The sequence below is a fragment of the Labrenzia sp. PO1 genome (genome assembly GCF_012273635.1).
GTDB classification, from domain to species: domain Bacteria; phylum Pseudomonadota; class Alphaproteobacteria; order Rhizobiales; family Stappiaceae; genus Roseibium; species Roseibium algicola.
The window spans coordinates 660,127-677,500 of the sequence record NZ_JAAXCR010000002.1 but is presented as its reverse complement, the minus strand read 5'-3'; the positions used below and the strand labels follow the sequence as shown (position 1 = coordinate 677,500).

General features: G+C 60.0%; 19 protein-coding genes. 15 read left to right on the top strand and 4 right to left on the bottom strand.

Annotated elements, in window-relative coordinates; all coding sequences use genetic code 11:
* Positions 1-29 precede the first annotated feature (29 nt).
* From HCG46_RS11030 to lpxK, 4 genes are read left to right on the top strand one after another with little or no spacing between them, the layout of a single operon-like run.
* Positions 30-269: a DUF4170 domain-containing protein gene (locus HCG46_RS11030; RefSeq protein WP_023002035.1), complete on the top strand. Its 240-nt coding sequence runs from the start codon at positions 30-32 to the stop codon at positions 267-269.
* Between the two features lie 32 nt (positions 270-301).
* Positions 302-1,000: a lysophospholipid acyltransferase family protein gene (locus HCG46_RS11025; protein WP_055657809.1), complete on the top strand. Its 699-nt coding sequence runs from the start codon at positions 302-304 to the stop codon at positions 998-1,000.
* Positions 993-2,309, top strand: a complete 1,317-nt coding sequence (locus HCG46_RS11020; protein ID WP_168686209.1) for a 3-deoxy-D-manno-octulosonic acid transferase — start codon at positions 993-995, stop codon at positions 2,307-2,309. Before HCG46_RS11025 ends, HCG46_RS11020 begins: the two co-directional genes overlap by 8 nt.
* Positions 2,306-3,328: a tetraacyldisaccharide 4'-kinase gene (gene lpxK, locus HCG46_RS11015; protein ID WP_168686207.1), complete on the top strand. Its 1,023-nt coding sequence runs from the start codon at positions 2,306-2,308 to the stop codon at positions 3,326-3,328. The genes HCG46_RS11020 and lpxK overlap by 4 nt, the downstream gene beginning before the upstream one ends.
* 26 nt (positions 3,329-3,354) lie before the next feature.
* On the opposite strand, the gene HCG46_RS11010 is transcribed toward lpxK, so the two are convergent.
* The gene (locus HCG46_RS11010; RefSeq protein WP_023002031.1) at positions 3,355-3,567 is read right to left on the bottom strand and encodes a DUF2093 domain-containing protein; all 213 of its coding nucleotides are present in this window, start codon (positions 3,565-3,567) and stop codon (positions 3,355-3,357) included.
* A gap of 312 nt (positions 3,568-3,879) precedes the next feature.
* Here HCG46_RS11010 and tldD point away from each other — a divergent pair, with 312 nt between their 5' ends.
* On the top strand, positions 3,880-5,304 hold the full coding sequence (tldD, locus tag HCG46_RS11005; protein WP_023002030.1) for a metalloprotease TldD: 1,425 nt from the start codon (positions 3,880-3,882) through the stop codon (positions 5,302-5,304).
* Between the two features lie 21 nt (positions 5,305-5,325).
* Positions 5,326-5,940, top strand: a complete 615-nt coding sequence (locus HCG46_RS11000; RefSeq protein WP_168686205.1) for an HAD family phosphatase — start codon at positions 5,326-5,328, stop codon at positions 5,938-5,940.
* Between the two features lie 36 nt (positions 5,941-5,976).
* Here HCG46_RS11000 and HCG46_RS10995 read toward each other — a convergent pair whose 3' ends face one another.
* The gene (locus HCG46_RS10995) at positions 5,977-6,591 is read right to left on the bottom strand and encodes an AraC family transcriptional regulator (protein WP_168686203.1); all 615 of its coding nucleotides are present in this window, start codon (positions 6,589-6,591) and stop codon (positions 5,977-5,979) included.
* Positions 6,592-6,891: 300 nt separating this feature from the next.
* Here HCG46_RS10995 and HCG46_RS10990 point away from each other — a divergent pair, with 300 nt between their 5' ends.
* Positions 6,892-8,685, top strand: coding sequence for a monovalent cation:proton antiporter-2 (CPA2) family protein (locus tag HCG46_RS10990; RefSeq protein WP_023002027.1), 1,794 nt, complete (start codon positions 6,892-6,894; stop codon positions 8,683-8,685).
* 82 nt (positions 8,686-8,767) lie between these two features.
* Here the strand turns inward: HCG46_RS10990 and HCG46_RS10985 are convergent, their stop codons facing one another.
* Positions 8,768-9,241, bottom strand: a complete 474-nt coding sequence (locus HCG46_RS10985; RefSeq protein WP_051990219.1) for an invasion associated locus B family protein — start codon at positions 9,239-9,241, stop codon at positions 8,768-8,770.
* 632 nt (positions 9,242-9,873) lie between these two features.
* On the opposite strand from HCG46_RS10985, the gene coxB reads away from it, so the two are divergent.
* The 8 genes from coxB to HCG46_RS10945 all read left to right on the top strand — a co-directional run bounded on the left by coxB (position 9,874) and on the right by HCG46_RS10945 (position 16,503).
* Entirely contained in the window at positions 9,874-10,776 is a 903-nt protein-coding gene (gene coxB, locus HCG46_RS10980; protein WP_031285188.1) for a cytochrome c oxidase subunit II, read from the top strand.
* A gap of 77 nt (positions 10,777-10,853) precedes the next feature.
* Entirely contained in the window at positions 10,854-12,449 is a 1,596-nt protein-coding gene (ctaD, locus tag HCG46_RS10975) for a cytochrome c oxidase subunit I (RefSeq protein WP_168686201.1), read from the top strand.
* 150 nt (positions 12,450-12,599) lie between these two features.
* Complete coding sequence (locus HCG46_RS10970) at positions 12,600-13,535, top strand: heme o synthase (protein WP_031269734.1); 936 nt, start codon at positions 12,600-12,602, stop codon at positions 13,533-13,535.
* 4 nt (positions 13,536-13,539) lie between these two features.
* A complete protein-coding gene (locus HCG46_RS10965) occupies positions 13,540-13,701 on the top strand; it encodes a hypothetical protein (RefSeq protein WP_023002021.1) in 162 nt (53 codons plus the stop codon).
* Between the two features lie 10 nt (positions 13,702-13,711).
* Positions 13,712-14,320, top strand: a complete 609-nt coding sequence (locus tag HCG46_RS10960; protein ID WP_023002020.1) for a cytochrome c oxidase assembly protein — start codon at positions 13,712-13,714, stop codon at positions 14,318-14,320.
* 45 nt (positions 14,321-14,365) lie between these two features.
* Positions 14,366-15,238: a cytochrome c oxidase subunit 3 gene (locus HCG46_RS10955; RefSeq protein ID WP_023002019.1), complete on the top strand. Its 873-nt coding sequence runs from the start codon at positions 14,366-14,368 to the stop codon at positions 15,236-15,238.
* Positions 15,239-15,318: 80 nt separating this feature from the next.
* A complete protein-coding gene (locus tag HCG46_RS10950; RefSeq protein ID WP_031269732.1) occupies positions 15,319-15,714 on the top strand; it encodes a DUF983 domain-containing protein in 396 nt (131 codons plus the stop codon).
* Between the two features lie 27 nt (positions 15,715-15,741).
* On the top strand, positions 15,742-16,503 hold the full coding sequence (locus HCG46_RS10945; protein ID WP_023002017.1) for an SURF1 family protein: 762 nt from the start codon (positions 15,742-15,744) through the stop codon (positions 16,501-16,503).
* Positions 16,504-16,772: 269 nt separating this feature from the next.
* Here HCG46_RS10945 and HCG46_RS10940 read toward each other — a convergent pair whose 3' ends face one another.
* The gene (locus tag HCG46_RS10940) at positions 16,773-17,261 is read right to left on the bottom strand and encodes a peroxiredoxin (protein WP_023002016.1); all 489 of its coding nucleotides are present in this window, start codon (positions 17,259-17,261) and stop codon (positions 16,773-16,775) included.
* Between the last annotated feature and the right edge of the window lie 113 nt (positions 17,262-17,374).

The window sequence follows — 17,374 nt, the reverse complement described above, 5'->3', positions numbered from 1 at the left end:
CGGTTGCAGCGACGAAAGCGAGGATATTGATGAGTAATACCGATACTCCGAAGCAGCTCCTTCATCTTGTGTTCGGCGGCGAGCTGGAATCACCGGAAGGGCTGACGTTCCGCGATCTGGACGAACTGGATATCGTCGGAATCTACCCGAATTATGCCGAAGCCTACAAAGCCTGGAAATCCAAGGCACAGGCGACGGTCGACAACGCTCATATGCGTTACTTCATCGTCCACATGCACCGCTTGCTCGATCCGGAAACGGCTTCTTAAGGCAGCGCAGCTCTCTCAGGCGACAACACCAAATGATAAAACGCCTCGGCCGTCAGCCCTGGGTTCTGGCCAGCATCGGCACTTTGATGGCCGTTTACCTGAAACTGGTCTACCGTACCAACCGGTTCGTGATCGATCCGGAGGGCGTGCACGAACGTTCCGAACAGGATCTCCCGGTTATCGTGGCCATGTGGCACGGCCAGCACTTCATGGTGCCCTTCGCCAAGCCGGCTCACTGGCCCGCCAAGGTGATGATTTCCCGGTCTGCCGATGGCGAGGTCAACGCGATCGCGGCCCGCAAGCTCGGCCTCGGCCTGATCCGTGCCTCCGGCGGCAAGAACGCACGCCAGATAAAAAAGCGCGGCGGCATGCGTGGTTTCATCGAGGCGCTTCGTGCGCTCAAGGAAGGCTATTCCATCGCCATGACGGCGGATGTGCCCAAAGGTCCGGCCCGCAAGTCCGGCGTTGGCATCGTTCAGCTTGCCAAGCATTCGGGCCGTCCCGTCCTGCCTGTGGCGGTGGCAACCAGCCGCAGCATCGAGCTGAACAGTTGGGACAAGGCCAGCGTCAACCTGCCGTTCGGCCGGGGCAGCATCGCGGTGAGTGATCTCATCTGGGTTCCCGCCGATGCGGACGACGACACGCTTGAGGAATACCGCCTCAAGGTGGAAGAGGGGCTCAACGCCGCAACGAAACGTGCTTACGAGCTGGTCGGAAGGGCGGATGGCTGACCGGCGACCCCTTGTCTTCAGTCTCTACAGGGGCCTTGCACGGGCTCTGACGCCTCTGTTCAATCTGCTTTTCTGGCTGCGCAGCCGCTCCGGCAAGGAATTGCCGGCCCGCAAGGGGGAGCGTTTCGGACGGAGTGCGACAAGCCGGCCTGCAGGCAAGCTTGTCTGGATCCATGCGGCCAGTGTCGGTGAAACCGTATCCGTGCTGCCGCTGGTTGATGAACTGACGGGGTCCGGCAACAAGGTGCTCCTGACCACTGTCACCGTGACGGCGGCACAGCTGGCACAGGGCCGCTTGCCGGAAGGGGCGATCCACCAGTTCATGCCATTCGATGCGCCCGGACCGATCTGCCGATTTCTCGACCACTGGTCCCCGGACCTGGCGATGGTGGTCGAGTCCGAAATCTGGCCGTGCCTTTTTGATGAAATGCGTTCACGGCAAACGCCCTTCGTACTTCTCAACGGCCGCCTGTCGGACCGGTCGTATCGAAGCTGGGCGCGCTTTCCGCGTATTTCCGGATATCTGTTTCGGTGTCTGGATATGGTTCTGGCGCAAAGCGCCGCCGATGGCGAGCGGTTCCGCCTGTTGGGCTGCCGCAATGTTTCAACGCCCGGCAATCTGAAATTCGATGCACCGGACCCGGCCGTGGACGAAGGCCAGGCAACCGCCCTGTTGGTGCAGACAGGAGCGCGTCCGGTCTGGCTGGCCGCCCTGACGCATCCGGGCGAGGACGAGATCGTGCTCGAGGCCTTTGGCCGTCTCACCGAGGAATTTCCCGGTCTCCTGCTGGTCCTGGTGCCGCGACATCCCGTCCGGACAGATGATATTGCGGCCATGATCGATAGCCGTGGCCTGCGTGCGGCGCGTCGAAGTCTGGATCAGGCAATTGAAACGGACACAGATGTCTATCTCGGTGATACACTGGGCGAGATGGGACTTTTTTACAAATTGGCACCGGTGACGTTTTTGGGTGGTTCATTCAACGATGCGGGCGGTCATAACCCGGTGGAAGCTGCATTGTCGGGCTCCGCGCTGGTCACTGGCCCGCGTGTTGCGAACGCCCGAGCCGTCTACAAGGACTTCTGGAGCCGGCGGGCTTCACTGAAAGCGGAGTTGCCGGAGAACCTGGCAGATTGTGTCGGCAGTCTTTTGCGCGATGCTGACGCTGCCCGGGCGCAGGCGGAAAGAGCAAGAGCCCTGGTCGAGGCCGGGCGCGGTGCCTTGGCCGAAACCCTGAAAGTGTTGCAACCCATATTGGGAAAAGCAGGTCCGGCGACTGACGATCCGCTGCCGCGGGGCCGCGCATGAAGTCGGCGCCCGACTTCTGGTGGAAGCCGGGACAGACACTGGCAAGTTGGCTGCTGTCGCCGGCAGGCTGGATTTACGGACTGGTCTCTGGCCGCCGCATGTTGAAGAAGCCGAAAGCGAAAAGCCGGTTGCCTGTAATCTGCGTCGGCAATTTCGTCGTTGGCGGAACCGGAAAGACCCCCTTCGCCATCGAACTGTCCTACAGATTGCAGGAAGAAGGCTTGCGGCCCGGTTTCCTGCTGCGCGGTTACGGCGGCAAGGCCAAAGGGCCGCTCCTCGTCGAGGCCAGCATGCACGACGCCGATGTTGTCGGTGACGAGGCCTTGTTGCTGGCCCGGTACGGTCCAACCGTGATTGCGGCCGACAGGCCGTCGGGGGCACGGCTTGCCGAACAGCAACCCATTGATGTCCTTTTGATGGATGACGGATTTCAGAACCCGGCGCTGGCCAAGGATCTCAGCCTGGTGCTGGTCGATTGCAGCGTGGGGTTCGGCAATGGCAAGTGTCTGCCTGCCGGGCCCTTGCGGGCACCTGCGGCCAAGCAGATCGTGAAGGCCGATTGCCTGGTCCTGGTAGGCGAGGGGGATGCGGCAGAGGAAGCTGTGCATCTGGCTGGACGCAAGGGGCTGCCGATCCTTCACGCGCATGTGCGGCCACAGCCGAACGATGAACTGGCGGGAAGCAGGCTCTTTGCATTTGCGGGCATCGGCAGACCGCAGAAATTCTTCGATACGCTGAAATCGCTTGGCTACGACGTGAAGAAAACGCGGGAATTCCCCGATCACCATCAATACACGCAAGCCGACGTGCGTGCGCTGCTGACCGAAGCCGAGGAAGCCGGGTTCAAGCTGGTGACGACGTCCAAGGACATGGCCAGGCTGGAAACGTCGACGGGAGAGCTGTTCCACTGGATCGCATCCAGTGCGGCCGTTCTGGAAGTGCGAATGGAGATCGACGACGAAGACAGGCTGGCGTCACTCATCAAGGAGCGGCTACGTCGGCGTCAGTTCGGAAAATGAGGCTGCTTGACTTCGCCTGACGCGGCTCAGCGCGTTTCCAGATACCGCTTCATGGACGCATTGGCATCGACATAGGCTTCCTGCCGTTCGACAGACCAGTATTTCAGCTCGTCCAGCGGGATCGCCGTTCCGGTCACCGCACAGCGCACGAATGTCCCCGGTGTTTCCACCTGATAGTCGCCATCCAGGTAGCGAACGCGGGCTTCATTGGGGATGCGCGGATTTTCGTAGCGGTTCATGATCTGCAGTTTGGCTGTCGGTCTATCGGGAAGTCTTGATAGCATTTATGGCAGACTGGCAGGAGAGGGCAAGTCAAAGCTTTGCCAGCGGGCCTTTTCCCCGTTGCGGGACAATCGGCTTCAAAACCGCGCAGGGTAACCCGGCCCCGACTGCATTCCGGCGCGCGGTACTGTATGACTGGCAAGTGGAATTCTCCGCTTATGGGATGATTTGCGCGCCAAAACGCCTATGTTGAGAGAAACAACCAAATTGCCCGGTCTGGCAATGCAACCTGCATCGGCAGACACTCCGGGCGAAATCAGGACAGACAGATGACCCTTTCCACCACCGATCTTATCGAATCTTCAGGCCTGGGCCTCGAAACGGCAAGGCGGATCACTCAGGACGCACTTGATGGAGCGGATGATGGCGAACTTTTTGTCGAGTACCGGCAAAGCGAAGGCCTTGTCTTCGACAACGGGCGCCTGAAAGGGGCCAACTACGACACCGCACAAGGTTTCGGCCTGAGAGCCGTTGCCGGTGAAGCTGCCGGTTACGCTCATGCCGGAGATATCTCCGAAGGTGCATTGAAACGGGCGGCCGATGCGGTCAGCGCCGTCAAGAAGGGGTATTCGGGTAGCTACGCGGCAGCACCTGCGCGCACCAACCAGACGCTTTACACCGATGCAAATCCGCTTGGCGGGCCGAGCTTCGAGGACAAGGTCAAGCTGCTGCAGGAAATCGATGCCTACGCGCGGGCAAAGGATCCACGCGTGCGGCAGGTGTCCGCGTCTCTGGCGGGGTCCTGGCAGGTGGTCGAGATCCTGCGTGCGGACGGTCATCTGGTGCGCGATGTGCGTCCGATGGTGCGGCTCAGCATTTCCGTCGTCGCCGGCAATGACGAACGCCAGGAAAGCGGCTCTTTCGGTTGCGGTGGCCGGGAAGGCTTCGAGCGATTCATCACCACAGAAAACTGGCAGGGCGGTGTCGACGAGGCGCTGCGTCAGGCTCTGGTCAATCTGGAAGCGGTTCCGGCACCTGCCGGCACCTTCGATGTCGTGCTGGGGCCGGGCTGGCCGGGCATTCTTCTGCATGAAGCCGTCGGCCACGGACTGGAAGGCGACTTCAACCGCAAGAAAACGTCCGCATTCGCCGGTCTCATGGGCCAGCGCGTCGCTTCGCCTGGCGTGACCATCGTTGACGACGGAACGATTGCCGATCGTCGGGGCTCGCTGACTGTGGACGACGAAGGCACGCCTTCCAGCCGAACGGTACTGATTGAGGACGGTATCCTGAAGGGCTATATGCAGGACCGCCAGAATGCACGCCTGATGGGCATGGAGCCGACCGGTAATGGTCGCCGGCAGTCCTACGCCCACATCCCGATGCCGCGCATGACCAACACGGTAATGATGGCCGGTGACAAGGATCCGGACGAGATCCTGGCATCGGTCAAGGACGGCATTTACGCCGTGTCTTTCGGCGGTGGCCAGGTCGACATCACCTCCGGCAAATTCGTGTTCTCCTGCACCGAAGCCTACCGCGTGGAGAACGGCAAGGTTGGCGCGCCGCTGAAAGGCGCAATGCTGATCGGTAACGGACCGGACGCGCTGACCCGCGTTTCCATGATCGGGAACGACATGAAGCTCGATCCCGGCATGGGAACCTGCGGCAAGCAGGGGCAGGGCGTGCCGGTTGGCGTCGGCCAACCGTCCATGCGCATCAATGCCATGACCATAGGCGGGACGGCGGTCTGACAAAGCCGCCTGGAAGGACCTATGCCGGACATAAAATTCGTCATCTTCGATATGGATCTGGTGCTCTACGACTATGACCACCAGATCCGCTTGAAGCTGCTTGAAGAGCTGACAGGAAGGCCTGCGGCCGATATTGATCGCTCGGTCTGGGGCGGTCCTCACGAGAATGCAGCCGAGGCGGGAGATCCTGCAACGGCCGAAGCCTATCTGGAGCAATTTGCAAGACTGCTCGAGTTTCCGATCGACTTCGAAACCTGGGCGGATGTGCGCCGGCAGATGATGCGCCCGCGCCGGGATGTCTTGTCGCTTGTCCGCCGCCTGAAGGCGACCGCAGACATTGCGCTGTTGACCAACAACGGCATGCTCTTGAAGGATGCCTTGCCCGTCTGCGCGCCGGAAACGGTCGAAATTTTCGGTGAGAAAGCCCATGTCTCGGCTGAGTTTGGAGCCCGCAAGCCTGATCCGCTGGTCTTTGAGCGCATCTGCGGTCGCTACGGCTACGGTCCCGAGGAAAGTGCGTTTGTCGATGACCGCGCGGAAAACATAGAAGGAGCGCAGAGCGTCGGGCTTAAGGGCCATCACTACGTGACTGCGGATGGCCTTGAAACGTTCCTGAGGACTTGCCGGCTAATCTGATCCGGAACGCAGGTTTGCGCGATCAGGGTGTTTCAGTCAGTGCTTTGGGTGAAAGTGCCTTTGAGGCAGCAGGTCTTCCGAACTGAAAGTCCCGTTTCCGGCTATCACCATGCCGCGTGCCACGCTCAGGTTCCTGGCAACGCCGCTTCCTTTCAGCAGACCGCCTCTCAGGTCCGGATCATCTTCCTGAAAGGAACCTCCGTCCGACAGTATGCAGCTGTCGACCGTGATATTGCCGAGGATCTGACTGCCGTCTCCCAGCATGCATATGCCGAACAGGGCCGGGTTGTTGAGGAACCTGCCATGGCTGCCGATCCGGATTTCCGCGCCGGGTCTGTTGGCCTTGGCGGTAAATCCGCCTTCGCCGAACTGGTTCTTGCTACCGATCAGAATATTGCCGTTCGACGCTTCGAAATGGCTGCCGGAGTGCACAATGTTGTCGTCGCCTAGCCGGATCTCCGCTCCGGATGAGGCCTTCAGCGTGACGCCCGGATAAAAGATGTTGTTCCTGCCAGCCGATACGCCTTCGGAAACCAGCGTGGAAAAGGGATCCAGAACATGATTGCCGTCCAGGATTTCCATCATCTGAGACAGCGGCAGAAACCCGCAGGCAAGGCGTGCGGCATCGATTGAGGCAAACAGATCGGACATGCGGTGCAAGAGCTCCGTCTTGGAGTACAGGGATAGATAGCCAGCCTTTGGACTGGACGTTGCCTGCCAGACTTTTTCACCGGACATCTGCAACGCTACGCAGCAAATATCCAACGTGCAATCAGCTTGTGCGGTTCTCGGCGCGTGGGGCTGTCCTTTGATTGAAAATAAAGCACTTTTTTGCTGCAGTCGCTGGATTTGATTAAAGGATAGGGCGTATTCTCTGATATCGTTGAAGTGAGCCGAAGTCGCCTGAAACAAGAAGGCGACGTGTCGGGACCATGCGGTTAAGGAGAAGGAATGGCAGCAGAAGGAGCCCCTCCGTTTTTTGCCGAATCGATCGTGTTTCTGGCCGCGACGGTCGTCGCCGTACCGATCGCCAAAAGGCTGGGGCTTGGATCGGTGGTCGGATATCTCGCTGCCGGAGCCGTTATAGGCCCGCACGGCCTAAAGCTTCTCGGCTCGGGCGAGGACGTGCTTCATGTCGCCGAACTTGGCGTCGTCCTGCTGCTGTTTGTCATCGGTCTGGAGCTGGATCCTCGAAAACTCTGGCGGATGAAGCGTGACATCTTCGGCCTTGGAACGGCCCAGGTGCTTCTGACCGGTGTGACCTTCTACGCCATAGGGCGGCTGTTCGGTTATTCCTTCACCACCTCTCTGGTTGCTGGCTTCGGCCTGGCGCTTTCTTCCACCGCGTTCGCACTGCAGATCCTGCAGGAACGCGGACAACTTTCCTCAGCCTACGGCCAGCGGGCGTTCGGCATCCTGTTGCTTCAGGATATCGCCATCGTGCCACTGCTTGCGATGGTGGCCATTCTGGCGCCGGGGGAAGGCCCGTCCACCTATACCCAGATCGCGAGCGAGATCCTGATCGTTCTGGCGGCGGTGGCTGCCGTTATCCTGACTGGCCGATATCTGGTGTCGCCGATTTTCCTGCTGCTGGCGGCAAGCCGCGCGCGCGAGGTCATGCTGACAGCCGCTCTCCTCGTCGCTCTTGGCAGTGCCGGCATCATGCATGCGGTCGGCCTGTCGATGGCGCTCGGGGCGTTCCTGGCAGGTGTTCTGCTGGCCGAATCGAGTTTCCGCCATACGCTTGAAGCCGACATCGAGCCCTTCCGGTCTTTGCTCATGGGCCTGTTCTTTGTCGCCGTCGGCATGTCGCTGGATGTCTACCTGGTGATGACCCACTGGGAAATCCTCGCAATCGGCGTCATCTGTGTGATGGGCGTGAAGGGCATATTCCTTTGGGCTCTGTCACGGGGCACCGGCTCGCCGAATTCCGATGCATTGCGCATTGCCGTCACGCTGCCTCAAGGTGGTGAATTCGCCTTTGTCCTGTTCACCGCCGCTGTCGGCGAACGCCTGTTGAGCTATCAGGCCGTCAACCAGCTGAACGCGATTGTGGTCTTGACCATGTTGCTGACGCCGGTTGCCTGCCTCGGGCTGGACCGGCTGGCGGCCAGGGTCAAGGCACGGGGTGTTGAAAACCCGTCGATCGAAACATTCGAGGAGGCAACTCCGACCGTGCTGGTGATCGGCTTCGGCCGCTTCGGCATGGTGGTGGCCCAGTTCCTGACATCCGAAGGTCTTGAGATCACCGCCATCGACAACCGGCCGGACCGTATCGCCTACGCCCGCAAGCAGGGCTACAAGGTCTATTACGGCGATGCGACGCGGGCAGACGTTTTGGCGGCGGCTGGGGCGGGCAAGGCAACATTGGTTGCCATGTGTATCGAGAACGACAAGGTGATGGGCAAGGCCATCGACCTCGTTCGAGAAGGCTTCCCCGAAGCGCTGATCTTCTGCCGGGCGACGGACCGCGCGCATATGCTGGACCTCACCAAACGGGGCGTCGATTTCCAGATTCGTGAAACCTTCGAATCAAGCGTCGTCTTCGGCCGGGCGGCACTCGAGGCACTGGGAACTCCCCTCGACCGGATCGACCAGATCGAGGAAGACGTCCGCGACCGGGACGAGGAGCGGCTTGCCCAGCAACTGCGTGAGGGCATGTTTGCCGGCGCCGACAAGCTGCACAAGGTGACACCGCGCCGGTCGATGGAGGCGAACGCTCCTGACGCACCAGCCGCGGAATAGGCGGCAAGGCTCATCACCAGGATTTCGGAAACAAAAAAGGCGCCGAATGGGCGCCTTTCGTTTGGTTGCTTGCGTTTCCGCGTCAGGGCAGGGCGTCGAAGCCTGCAGAGAACCCGTTCAGAGAAATCGGGATGCCGATCCCTTCTTCCGGGGTCTGGAAGATGATGAAGGTCGCCTGAGAGCCGGCCTGCAATTTGCTCAGCAGATCTTCTTCGAGAATGACCTCGGCAATGCAGCCGTTCGGAAGACAGCGGACGAAACCGGCCCGGCCGATATCGGCGTTGTCGACCCTGAGGCCAAGACCAGACGGCAGCAACACGCCGAGCGGTGCGAGAACCCTGAGAATGCGGGCCTGCTTGTCGGCGGTTTTCAGAATGATCACGGAAAGCCCGACGTTTTCCCGGTCGGCCGCAGTGACGTTCTGGATCAGAGCGCACTGGTCACCGGTGGAGCCGGGAGGCGTGTCGCAGCGCATTTGCCAGTCGCCGTGAGTCGAGCGGACCTCGCCTTGTGCCGCGGCGGGCAGATTTCCGTAAGTCAACGAACTGAAGACGATCCCGGCAACGGCCGCGAGTTTGGAAAAAGACAGTCTGGAACGTCCGTTAGGGCGGGCAGCCAGTGACTGCGGCAATTGGGTTGACAAGAAATCCTCCAGTCAATCGTTGTCCGGTTCGCTTTTGGTCGGCCCGGCATAAAAAGATGCGGCCTGCTTGGCGAATCAAGGTGTAATTCTAGGCCAGACATTGCCGCATGACGGCGCACGTTTCCAGTCCGGCGGTTCAGGAACCGAAGGATTAGCCGCAATTCTTGTCGAAAATTCGCATGTCCTTGACCCGTGTCAAATGGCAGAGAGCTTCGGGTGGCTGTGAAAAGTTGGAAATTCCGTTGCAGCCCGGCGTTTCTTGTGGTTTTTGTGCGGCTCAAAGGTGTCGGTGGAATGATGCGGCACATCGCCGCTATGCCCGATGGTAGCCATCGCCCTTTATATGAGTTTGTGGTTATAGTCCGGTCAAACTCATGACCTTGTCCAACTCCAGGACGCAGCAGATTTGGCTTGCGCAGCGCCGCCAAGCCCGCTACTGCCGCACCGGATTGGACCGGATCTGAGTCCGGAAATTTAGCATTTTCCGCCATTTCAGGCGGATGAGGGAAGGGAGCGCGGACGTGAAGGCAGTCTTCAAGCGTCTCATGACTATGGCCGGTGCGGCGGCAACTTTTGCTGGAGTGTCGACAGCGGCCCTGGCAGCGGAATCCGGCATCAAGGAATGGCAGTTGGGCTTTCAGGCCTCTGTCACCGATGTGATGGACGACATTACCTGGTTCAACGGGTTCACCCTGGTGATCATTACCGTGATCACCCTGTTCGTGCTGGCGCTGCTGATCGTCTGCATGACCCGCTTCAGCGCGAAGTCGAACCCGGTTCCGTCCAGAACCTCGCACAACACCATGATCGAAGTGGTCTGGACGGTTGCTCCGATCCTGATTCTGGTCGTGATCGCGATCCCGTCTTTCCGCCTGCTCTACAAGCAGCTGGACATTCCCGAATACGAGATGACCGTCAAGGCGACCGGGTACCAGTGGTACTGGGGCTATGAGTACACCGATGAGAACATGGGTGAGCTCTCCTTCGACTCCATCATGGTCAAGGACGACGAGCGCCAGGCTGTTGCAGACGCTCGCGGCGTGACGCTGAACGAAGTTCCGCGCCTTCTGTCCGTTGACTACGACCTCGTCATTCCGGTCGACACGACGGTTCGCGTCCAGGTGACTTCCGAAGACGTGATTCACTCCTTCGCGATGCCGTCCTTCGGCGTCAAGGTCGATGCCATTCCGGGCCGCCTGAACGAGACCTGGTTCCACGCTCGCGAGGAAGGCGTCTACTACGGTCAGTGTTCCGAACTGTGCGGCAAGGATCACGCTTTCATGCCGATCGCTATCCGTGTGGTTTCCAAGGATCAGTTCCAGACCTGGTCGACTGCCGCTCAGGACGATCTGGACACTGCAAACCAGCAGCTCCTGGCTTCGATCGCCGATACCAAGAAGCTGGCTGCCGCAGGCAAGCTTGAAGAGATCTCTGTCGCCGCGAAATAATGCGGCGGCGATCCTGTTTGGCGATGCGCGCGATGTCATGCAGCGCCGCTGAGAAAGTCTGAAAGAGGGAGCCCAAAATGGCTGCGACCGAAGCACATGCGGCACATGGCCATCCGACCGGATGGCGCCGCTGGGTCTATTCGACCAACCACAAGGACATCGGTATCATGTACCTGATGTTCGCTATCATGGCAGGTATCGTTGGCGGCGCGCTCAGCGTCGGCATGCGGATGGAACTTCAGGAACCGGGGATGCAGATCTTCGGTGATCCGCACCTGTTCAACGTGTTCACCACCGCTCACGGCCTGATCATGATCTTCTTCATGGTGATGCCGGCCATGATCGGCGGCTACGCCAACTACTTCGTACCGATCATGATCGGTGCGCCGGACATGGCGTTCCCGCGGATGAACAATATTTCATTCTGGCTGCTTCCGCCGGCCTTCCTGCTGTTGCTTCTCTCGCTCTTCGTTGAAGGTCCTCCGGGCTCCAACGGTGTCGGTGGCGGCTGGACCATCTATCCGCCGCTGTCCACGTCCGGTCAGCCCGGACCGGCAATGGATCTGGCGATCCTGGCCCTGCACATCGCAGGTGCATCCTCGATCCTCGGTGCCATCAACTTCATCACGACTATCTTCAACATGCGCGCGCCAGGCATGACCCTGCACAAGATGCCGCTGTTTTCCTGGTCCGTGCTGATCACTGCGTTCCTGCTGCTGCTGTCCCTGCCGGTTCTGGCTGGTGCCATCACCATGCTGCTGACCGACCGTAACTTCGGCACCACGTTCTTTGCGCCTGCCGGTGGCGGTGACCCGATCCTGTTCCAGCACCTGTTCTGGTTCTTCGGTCATCCGGAAGTGTACATCCTGATCCTGCCGGGCTTCGGCATCATCAGCCACATCATTTCCACTTTCTCGCGCAAGCCGATCTTCGGTTACCTGGGCATGGCCTACGCCATGGTCGCCATCGGCGTCGTCGGCTTCATCGTGTGGGCGCACCACATGTACACTGTCGGCATGTCTTCCGAGACGCAGGCCTACTTCGTGGCTGCCACCATGGTGATCGCGGTTCCCACTGGCGTGAAGATCTTCTCCTGGATCGCCACCATGTGGGGCGGCTCCATCGAGTTCCGCACGCCAATGGTCTGGGCAATCGGCTTCATCTTCCTGTTCACCGTTGGTGGTGTGACGGGTGTGCAGCTCGCCAACGCCGGTCTTGACCGTTCGTTCCACGACACCTACTACGTGGTTGCTCACTTCCACTACGTGCTGTCGCTGGGTGCCGTGTTCGCAATCTTCGCGGCCTGGTACTACTGGTTCCCGAAAATGTTCGGCTACATGTACAACGAGACGATCGGCAAGGCCCATTTCTGGATCACCTTCGTGGGCGTGAACCTGGTGTTCTTCCCGCAGCACTTCCTGGGTCTGAACGGCATGCCGCGCCGCTATGTCGACTATCCGGATGCGTTTGCCGGCTGGAACTTCGTTTCCTCCATCGGCTCCTACATCTCGGCCTTTGCGGTTCTGGTGTTCCTCTTCGGCATCGTCGAAGCGTTCTCCAAGAAGCGCGTCGTCGGCAACAACCCGTGGGGCGAAGGCGCAACGACCCTGGAGTGGACCCTGTCTTCTCCTCCGCCGTTCCACCAGTTCGAGACCCTGCCGCGCATCAAGTAATTCGCGGAGGGAGGTTCGCCTCCCGGTCAAGATCAGCACCGCGCCGGTTGCCGGCGCGGTGCTCCCTTTCAAGAAAACTGCCGGGCCATGTGCACCCGGATGCGCGATCCCTGGATCGCGGAAGAAAACAAGAATTCAAAGGACGCGCCTATGTCGCTCGTTGAGCGCCAGGATATGATGAGCCAGGAAACCGCTGTCTGGGACGGTGGCATGGGATCGGTGAGCGACTATGTGGCGCTCCTGAAGCCGCGTGTGATGTCTCTGGTCATCTTCACCGCTTTTGTCGGCCTGATGCTGGCACCAGGCTCCGTGCATCCAGTGCTGGGCGTTGTCGCGATCCTGTGCATTGCCATCGGAGCGGGCGCTTCCGGCGCGCTCAACATGTGGTACGACGCCGACATCGACGAAGTCATGACGCGCACCCGCAAGCGGCCGATCCCGGCCGGCAAGGTCACGCGTGAGGAAGCGCTTGCCTTCGGTGTGACGCTGTCCATCGGTTCGGTTGTGCTACTCGGCCTTCTGGTCAACTGGTTTGCCGGTGCGTTCCTGGCCTTCACCATCTTCTTTTACGTGATCGTCTATACGATGTGGCTGAAGCGTTCGACGCCGCAGAACATCGTTATCGGCGGCGCAGCCGGGGCATTTCCTCCGATGATCGGCTGGGCTGCCGTTACCGGAAGCGTAAGCCTGGAAAGCTTTGTCCTGTTCCTGATCATCTTCATGTGGACGCCGCCGCACTTCTGGGCGCTGGCGCTGGTCAAGAATGGTGACTATCAGGCCGCCAAGATCCCGATGCTGCCAGTTGTCGCCGGCGAGACCGTGACACGGCATCATATTCTTGCTTATGCCATCCTTCTCGCACCCATCGGTGTCGCGCCTTACCTGCTTGGCTTTGCAAGCCCCGTCTACGGCATTGCATCCGCTCTTCTGAGTGCCATCTTCGTCGGCCTTTCCTTTGACGTCTGGCGCAAGCGCGAGGGCGATCCGGCGAAGGCCGCCTGCTGGCGTCTGTTCAAGTTTTCAATCTTTTACCTGTTCATGCTGTTTGCCCTGCTTCTGGGCGAGAGCCTGATTGCAGGAGTGTGACGTGATGGCCAAGGAAGAGCAGGGCATTGCGCTCACCGAAGAGCAGAAGAAGAAGCGCCGGTCGCGGTCGATTGCAATCGCCTGCGTGCTCGGCGGCCTCGTCGTGCTGTTCTATGTCGTGACCATCGTCAAACTGGGCCCCGGTATCCTGGACCGGGCGCTTTGAGGGAGATCGTGTGAGCAACGGACAAGACACTTCAAACCTGTCACGCAGCAACCGCAAGGTCGCGGTGGTTTGCGCTGGCGTGTTCATGTTCATGGTCGGGGCGGCCTATGCCGCCGTGCCGCTCTACAATCTTTTCTGCCGTGTCACCGGGTTTGGTGGCACCACGCAGGTTGCCACGGCTGAAAGCGACGTGATCATCGACCGCAAGATCACCGTGCGCTTCGATGGCAACGTCAATCACGAGCTGCCCTGGAAATTCAAACCGGTGCAGCGTTCGGTCACGCTCCAGATGGGCGAAACCGCTCAACTGGAATATGTGGCAACCAACACGGGTTCCGGCAGGACCGTCGGCACGTCGACTTTCAACGTGTCGCCGCCGACCGCCGGAGCCTATTTCAACAAGCTGCAATGCTTCTGCTTTACCGAGCAGGCGCTGGAAAGCGGCGAGACTGTTCAGATGCCGGTCGTTTTCTTCGTCGACCCGGAAATGGACAAGGATCCTGAGCTGAAACACGTGAAGGAAATCACTTTGTCCTACACCTTCTTCCCGGTAGAAGAACCGGAACGTCCTGTTGCAGCAAAGGCCGAGAAGGCCGCAGCTGAAACAAAATTCGAGTGATTGGCGCATCCGCGCTTGAAATGACTGTCTTTGGGGAGCTTGCCGATGGCTGAGGCACATACCAAAAACCACGATTACCACTTGGTCGATCCGAGTCCGTGGCCGTTCATCGCATCCGTCGGTGCATTCGTCATGGCACTGGGTGCCATCGGCTTCATGAAATATGCACAGGGCACGGAGTTCGTGCTGCTTGGCCTGGATCTCACCGGCTGGGGCCTGTTCGCTATCGGGCTGCTGATCGTCCTTTATGTGATGTTCGGCTGGTGGCGCGACACCGTTCGCGAATCCGCTCAGGGTCACCACACCCGGGTGGTCTCGCTGCATCTTCGCTACGGCATGCTGCTGTTCATCGCTTCTGAAGTGATGTTCTTCGTTGCATGGTTCTGGGCCTACTTCGATGCATCGCTGTTCACCAGCGAAGCCATCCAGTTTGCCCGTGTCGAGGCAACTGGCGGTCACTGGCCGCCTGCCGGCATCGAAACATTCGATCCTTGGCACCTGCCGCTGCTCAACACCCTGATCCTGCTGTGCTCCGGCACCACGGTCACCTGGGCACACCATGCGCTGCTGCATAATGACCGCGATGGCCTGAAGTGGGGCCTGACCCTTACGGTTCTGCTGGGTGTTCTCTTCACCGTCTGCCAGGTCTACGAATACATGCACGCTGCGTTCGATTTCGGCGGCAACATCTACGGCGCGACCTTCTTCATGGCGACCGGTTTCCACGGTTTCCACGTTATCGTCGGCACCATCTTCCTGGCCGTCTGCCTGTTCCGGGCACTGGCTGGTCAGTTCACCGTCGAGAAGCACTTCGGTTTCGAAGCCGCCGCATGGTACTGGCACTTCGTTGACGTCGTCTGGCTGTTCCTGTTCGTCTCCATCTACATTTGGGGCGCAGGCACACCGGCCGCTCACTAGGATCGCGCCAAACCGGCACGAGCAACGCCCGATCCGGCCACCGGATCGGGCGTTTTCATTTCAGCTGAGGCTTGAGGCACATCATGGAAGACAAGGCGCATTTTCCACCGGTCAATCCGGTTTCCGCAGGCCTGTCGGGCAAGTGTCCGCGCTGCGGCCAGGGGAAGCTCTTCGACGGGTTCCTGAGCGTCAAGAAATCCTGCATGGCCTGCGGGCTCGACTACTCTTTCGCCGACAGTGGTGACGGCCCGGCGGTTTTCGTCATCATGATCGTCGGGTTTATCGTGGTCGGTCTGGTGCTCTTCGTGGAACTCTCCTACCAGCCGCCGATCTGGGTACACCTGGTCCTCTGGCTACCGCTGACGATCCTGCTGGCCGGCGGAGTGCTTCGACCGCTGAAAGGCCTCATGATTGCGCTTCAGTTCCGGCACAAGGCTGCCGAAGGTCAACTGGACACCGGCAAGGACGACAATTGACCGGGCAGGTCCCGGGAAGACAATCTCATGCGTAAACTCGTTATCCCGACACTCGCCGCCATCGCGGCTCTGGTGGTTCTGCTCAATCTCGGTTTCTGGCAGCTCGACCGCCTGGCCTGGAAAGAAAACCTCATCGAACAGGTGGAATCCGGTGTTTCGACCCCGCCGGAAACAGCACCCGAACCGGGGGCCTGGGGCGACCTTGCCCCCTCTGACGACTATAGCCATGTCAGGCTCACCGGACGTTTCCTGGAAGGTGCGGTCTTCTATTACACCGCGCTGACTGATCCGGTCGGGCCAGTAAGCGGGCCCGGGGTGATGGTTTATGCACCTTTCGAAACGGATCAGCAGTGGATCGTTCTGGTCAACCGCGGCTTCCTGCCACAAGGGCTCGACAAGGCTTCGCGCGAAAAGGCAATCACGCCGCCTGATGGTGCCTGGGAGCTGACTGGACTTTTGCGGCTGAGTGAAAAACCGAACTGGACAACGCCGGAACCCGGTCGGGAAGATCGTATCTGGTTCGCACGTGATACGGATGCCATGGCAGCAGAACTGGGCCTCGATCCCGCCAGGCTGGCTCCCTTCAGCATTGATCTCGACGCTTCCTTCACGCCGCCGTCCGGTCTGCCGCAGGCGGGGGAGACCATCGTTCATTTCAAGAACGACCACCTCGGCTATGCGCTGACCTGGTTCGGTCTGGCGGCAACGCTGATCGGTGTCTACCTCACTTACGCGGCAAGTATCCTTTGGCCTCGCAAACGGCAGGCGGGCGAAACGTCGAGCAAGTAGGTGGTGCTGGTGGCCTCGTGACACGAAAGAACGTGGCTCCGGAGGGGCAGGAGAACCCAGGCTCTCGGTCGTCGTCGCGGCCAAGCGAAGCGCGAGCCGGGATCGGGGAGCCACTGCTTCACTTTTGTCGGCAGGCAGGTTGAAAAGCCTTCGTCTCTCCAGTCACCGATCTCCGCATTGCTGCGTCCGGGATGATCTGCTGAGAGGGGGCGATCAAAAAAGGGCCCCGCAGGGCCCTTCATCATTTCTCCTGCAAGCTTGCAAACTGCTTAGCCGAGTGCTTCCAGGATTGCGGCGGCACCGGACTTTACGGCTTCGCCCGGAGCGTCTTCAATAGCCAGGAAGGTGATCACGCCATCCTTGGCAATCAGCGCGAAACGCTGTGAGCGCAGGTGACCGAAGATCGGTGCCGGCCCGAGGCCGAGGCCTGCGGCTTCGACAAAGCCGGCAGCCGTGTCTGACAGGAACGTGATGCTGTCGCCGGCGCTGGAGGCTTTCTTCCAGGCGTCCATGACGAAGACATCGTTCACGGACAGGACAGCAATGGTGTCGACACCCTTGTTCTTCAGCGTTTCCGCATGCTCGATGAAGCCCGGCAGGTGGTTCATGTGGCAGGTCGGGGTGAAGGCACCGGGCACGCCGAACAGCACAACGGTTTTGCCGGATGTCAGCTCGCTGGTCGATATTTCGCCGGGGCCGTCCGCGGTCATGGTGTTGAATGTTGCCTCAGGAAGACGATCCCCAACAGAAAGTGTCATAGTGAATATCCCTTGATTGACCGGCTGCGGCGAAACGGCAGCCCCGCGACACAGATAGGGCTTTGTTGGCCATCCGTCGAGGGAAGTTGAGGCAAAAGCGGTTCGATAGACAG

Coding starts and splice junctions, on each gene's coding strand:
- HCG46_RS11030 (WP_023002035.1), top strand. CDS start 30: ATGAGTAATACCGATACTCCGAAGCAGCTCCTTCATCTTGTGTTCGGC.
- HCG46_RS11025 (WP_055657809.1), top strand. CDS start 302: ATGATAAAACGCCTCGGCCGTCAGCCCTGGGTTCTGGCCAGCATCGGC.
- HCG46_RS11020 (WP_168686209.1), top strand. CDS start 993: ATGGCTGACCGGCGACCCCTTGTCTTCAGTCTCTACAGGGGCCTTGCA.
- lpxK (WP_168686207.1), top strand. CDS start 2,306: ATGAAGTCGGCGCCCGACTTCTGGTGGAAGCCGGGACAGACACTGGCA.
- HCG46_RS11010 (WP_023002031.1), bottom strand. CDS start 3,567: ATGAACCGCTACGAAAATCCGCGCATCCCCAATGAAGCCCGCGTTCGC.
- tldD (WP_023002030.1), top strand. CDS start 3,880: ATGACCCTTTCCACCACCGATCTTATCGAATCTTCAGGCCTGGGCCTC.
- HCG46_RS11000 (WP_168686205.1), top strand. CDS start 5,326: ATGCCGGACATAAAATTCGTCATCTTCGATATGGATCTGGTGCTCTAC.
- HCG46_RS10995 (WP_168686203.1), bottom strand. CDS start 6,591: ATGTCCGATCTGTTTGCCTCAATCGATGCCGCACGCCTTGCCTGCGGG.
- HCG46_RS10990 (WP_023002027.1), top strand. CDS start 6,892: ATGGCAGCAGAAGGAGCCCCTCCGTTTTTTGCCGAATCGATCGTGTTT.
- coxB (WP_031285188.1), top strand. CDS start 9,874: ATGACTATGGCCGGTGCGGCGGCAACTTTTGCTGGAGTGTCGACAGCG.
- ctaD (WP_168686201.1), top strand. CDS start 10,854: ATGGCTGCGACCGAAGCACATGCGGCACATGGCCATCCGACCGGATGG.
- HCG46_RS10970 (WP_031269734.1), top strand. CDS start 12,600: ATGTCGCTCGTTGAGCGCCAGGATATGATGAGCCAGGAAACCGCTGTC.
- HCG46_RS10965 (WP_023002021.1), top strand. CDS start 13,540: ATGGCCAAGGAAGAGCAGGGCATTGCGCTCACCGAAGAGCAGAAGAAG.
- HCG46_RS10955 (WP_023002019.1), top strand. CDS start 14,366: ATGGCTGAGGCACATACCAAAAACCACGATTACCACTTGGTCGATCCG.
- HCG46_RS10945 (WP_023002017.1), top strand. CDS start 15,742: ATGCGTAAACTCGTTATCCCGACACTCGCCGCCATCGCGGCTCTGGTG.
- HCG46_RS10940 (WP_023002016.1), bottom strand. CDS start 17,261: ATGACACTTTCTGTTGGGGATCGTCTTCCTGAGGCAACATTCAACACC.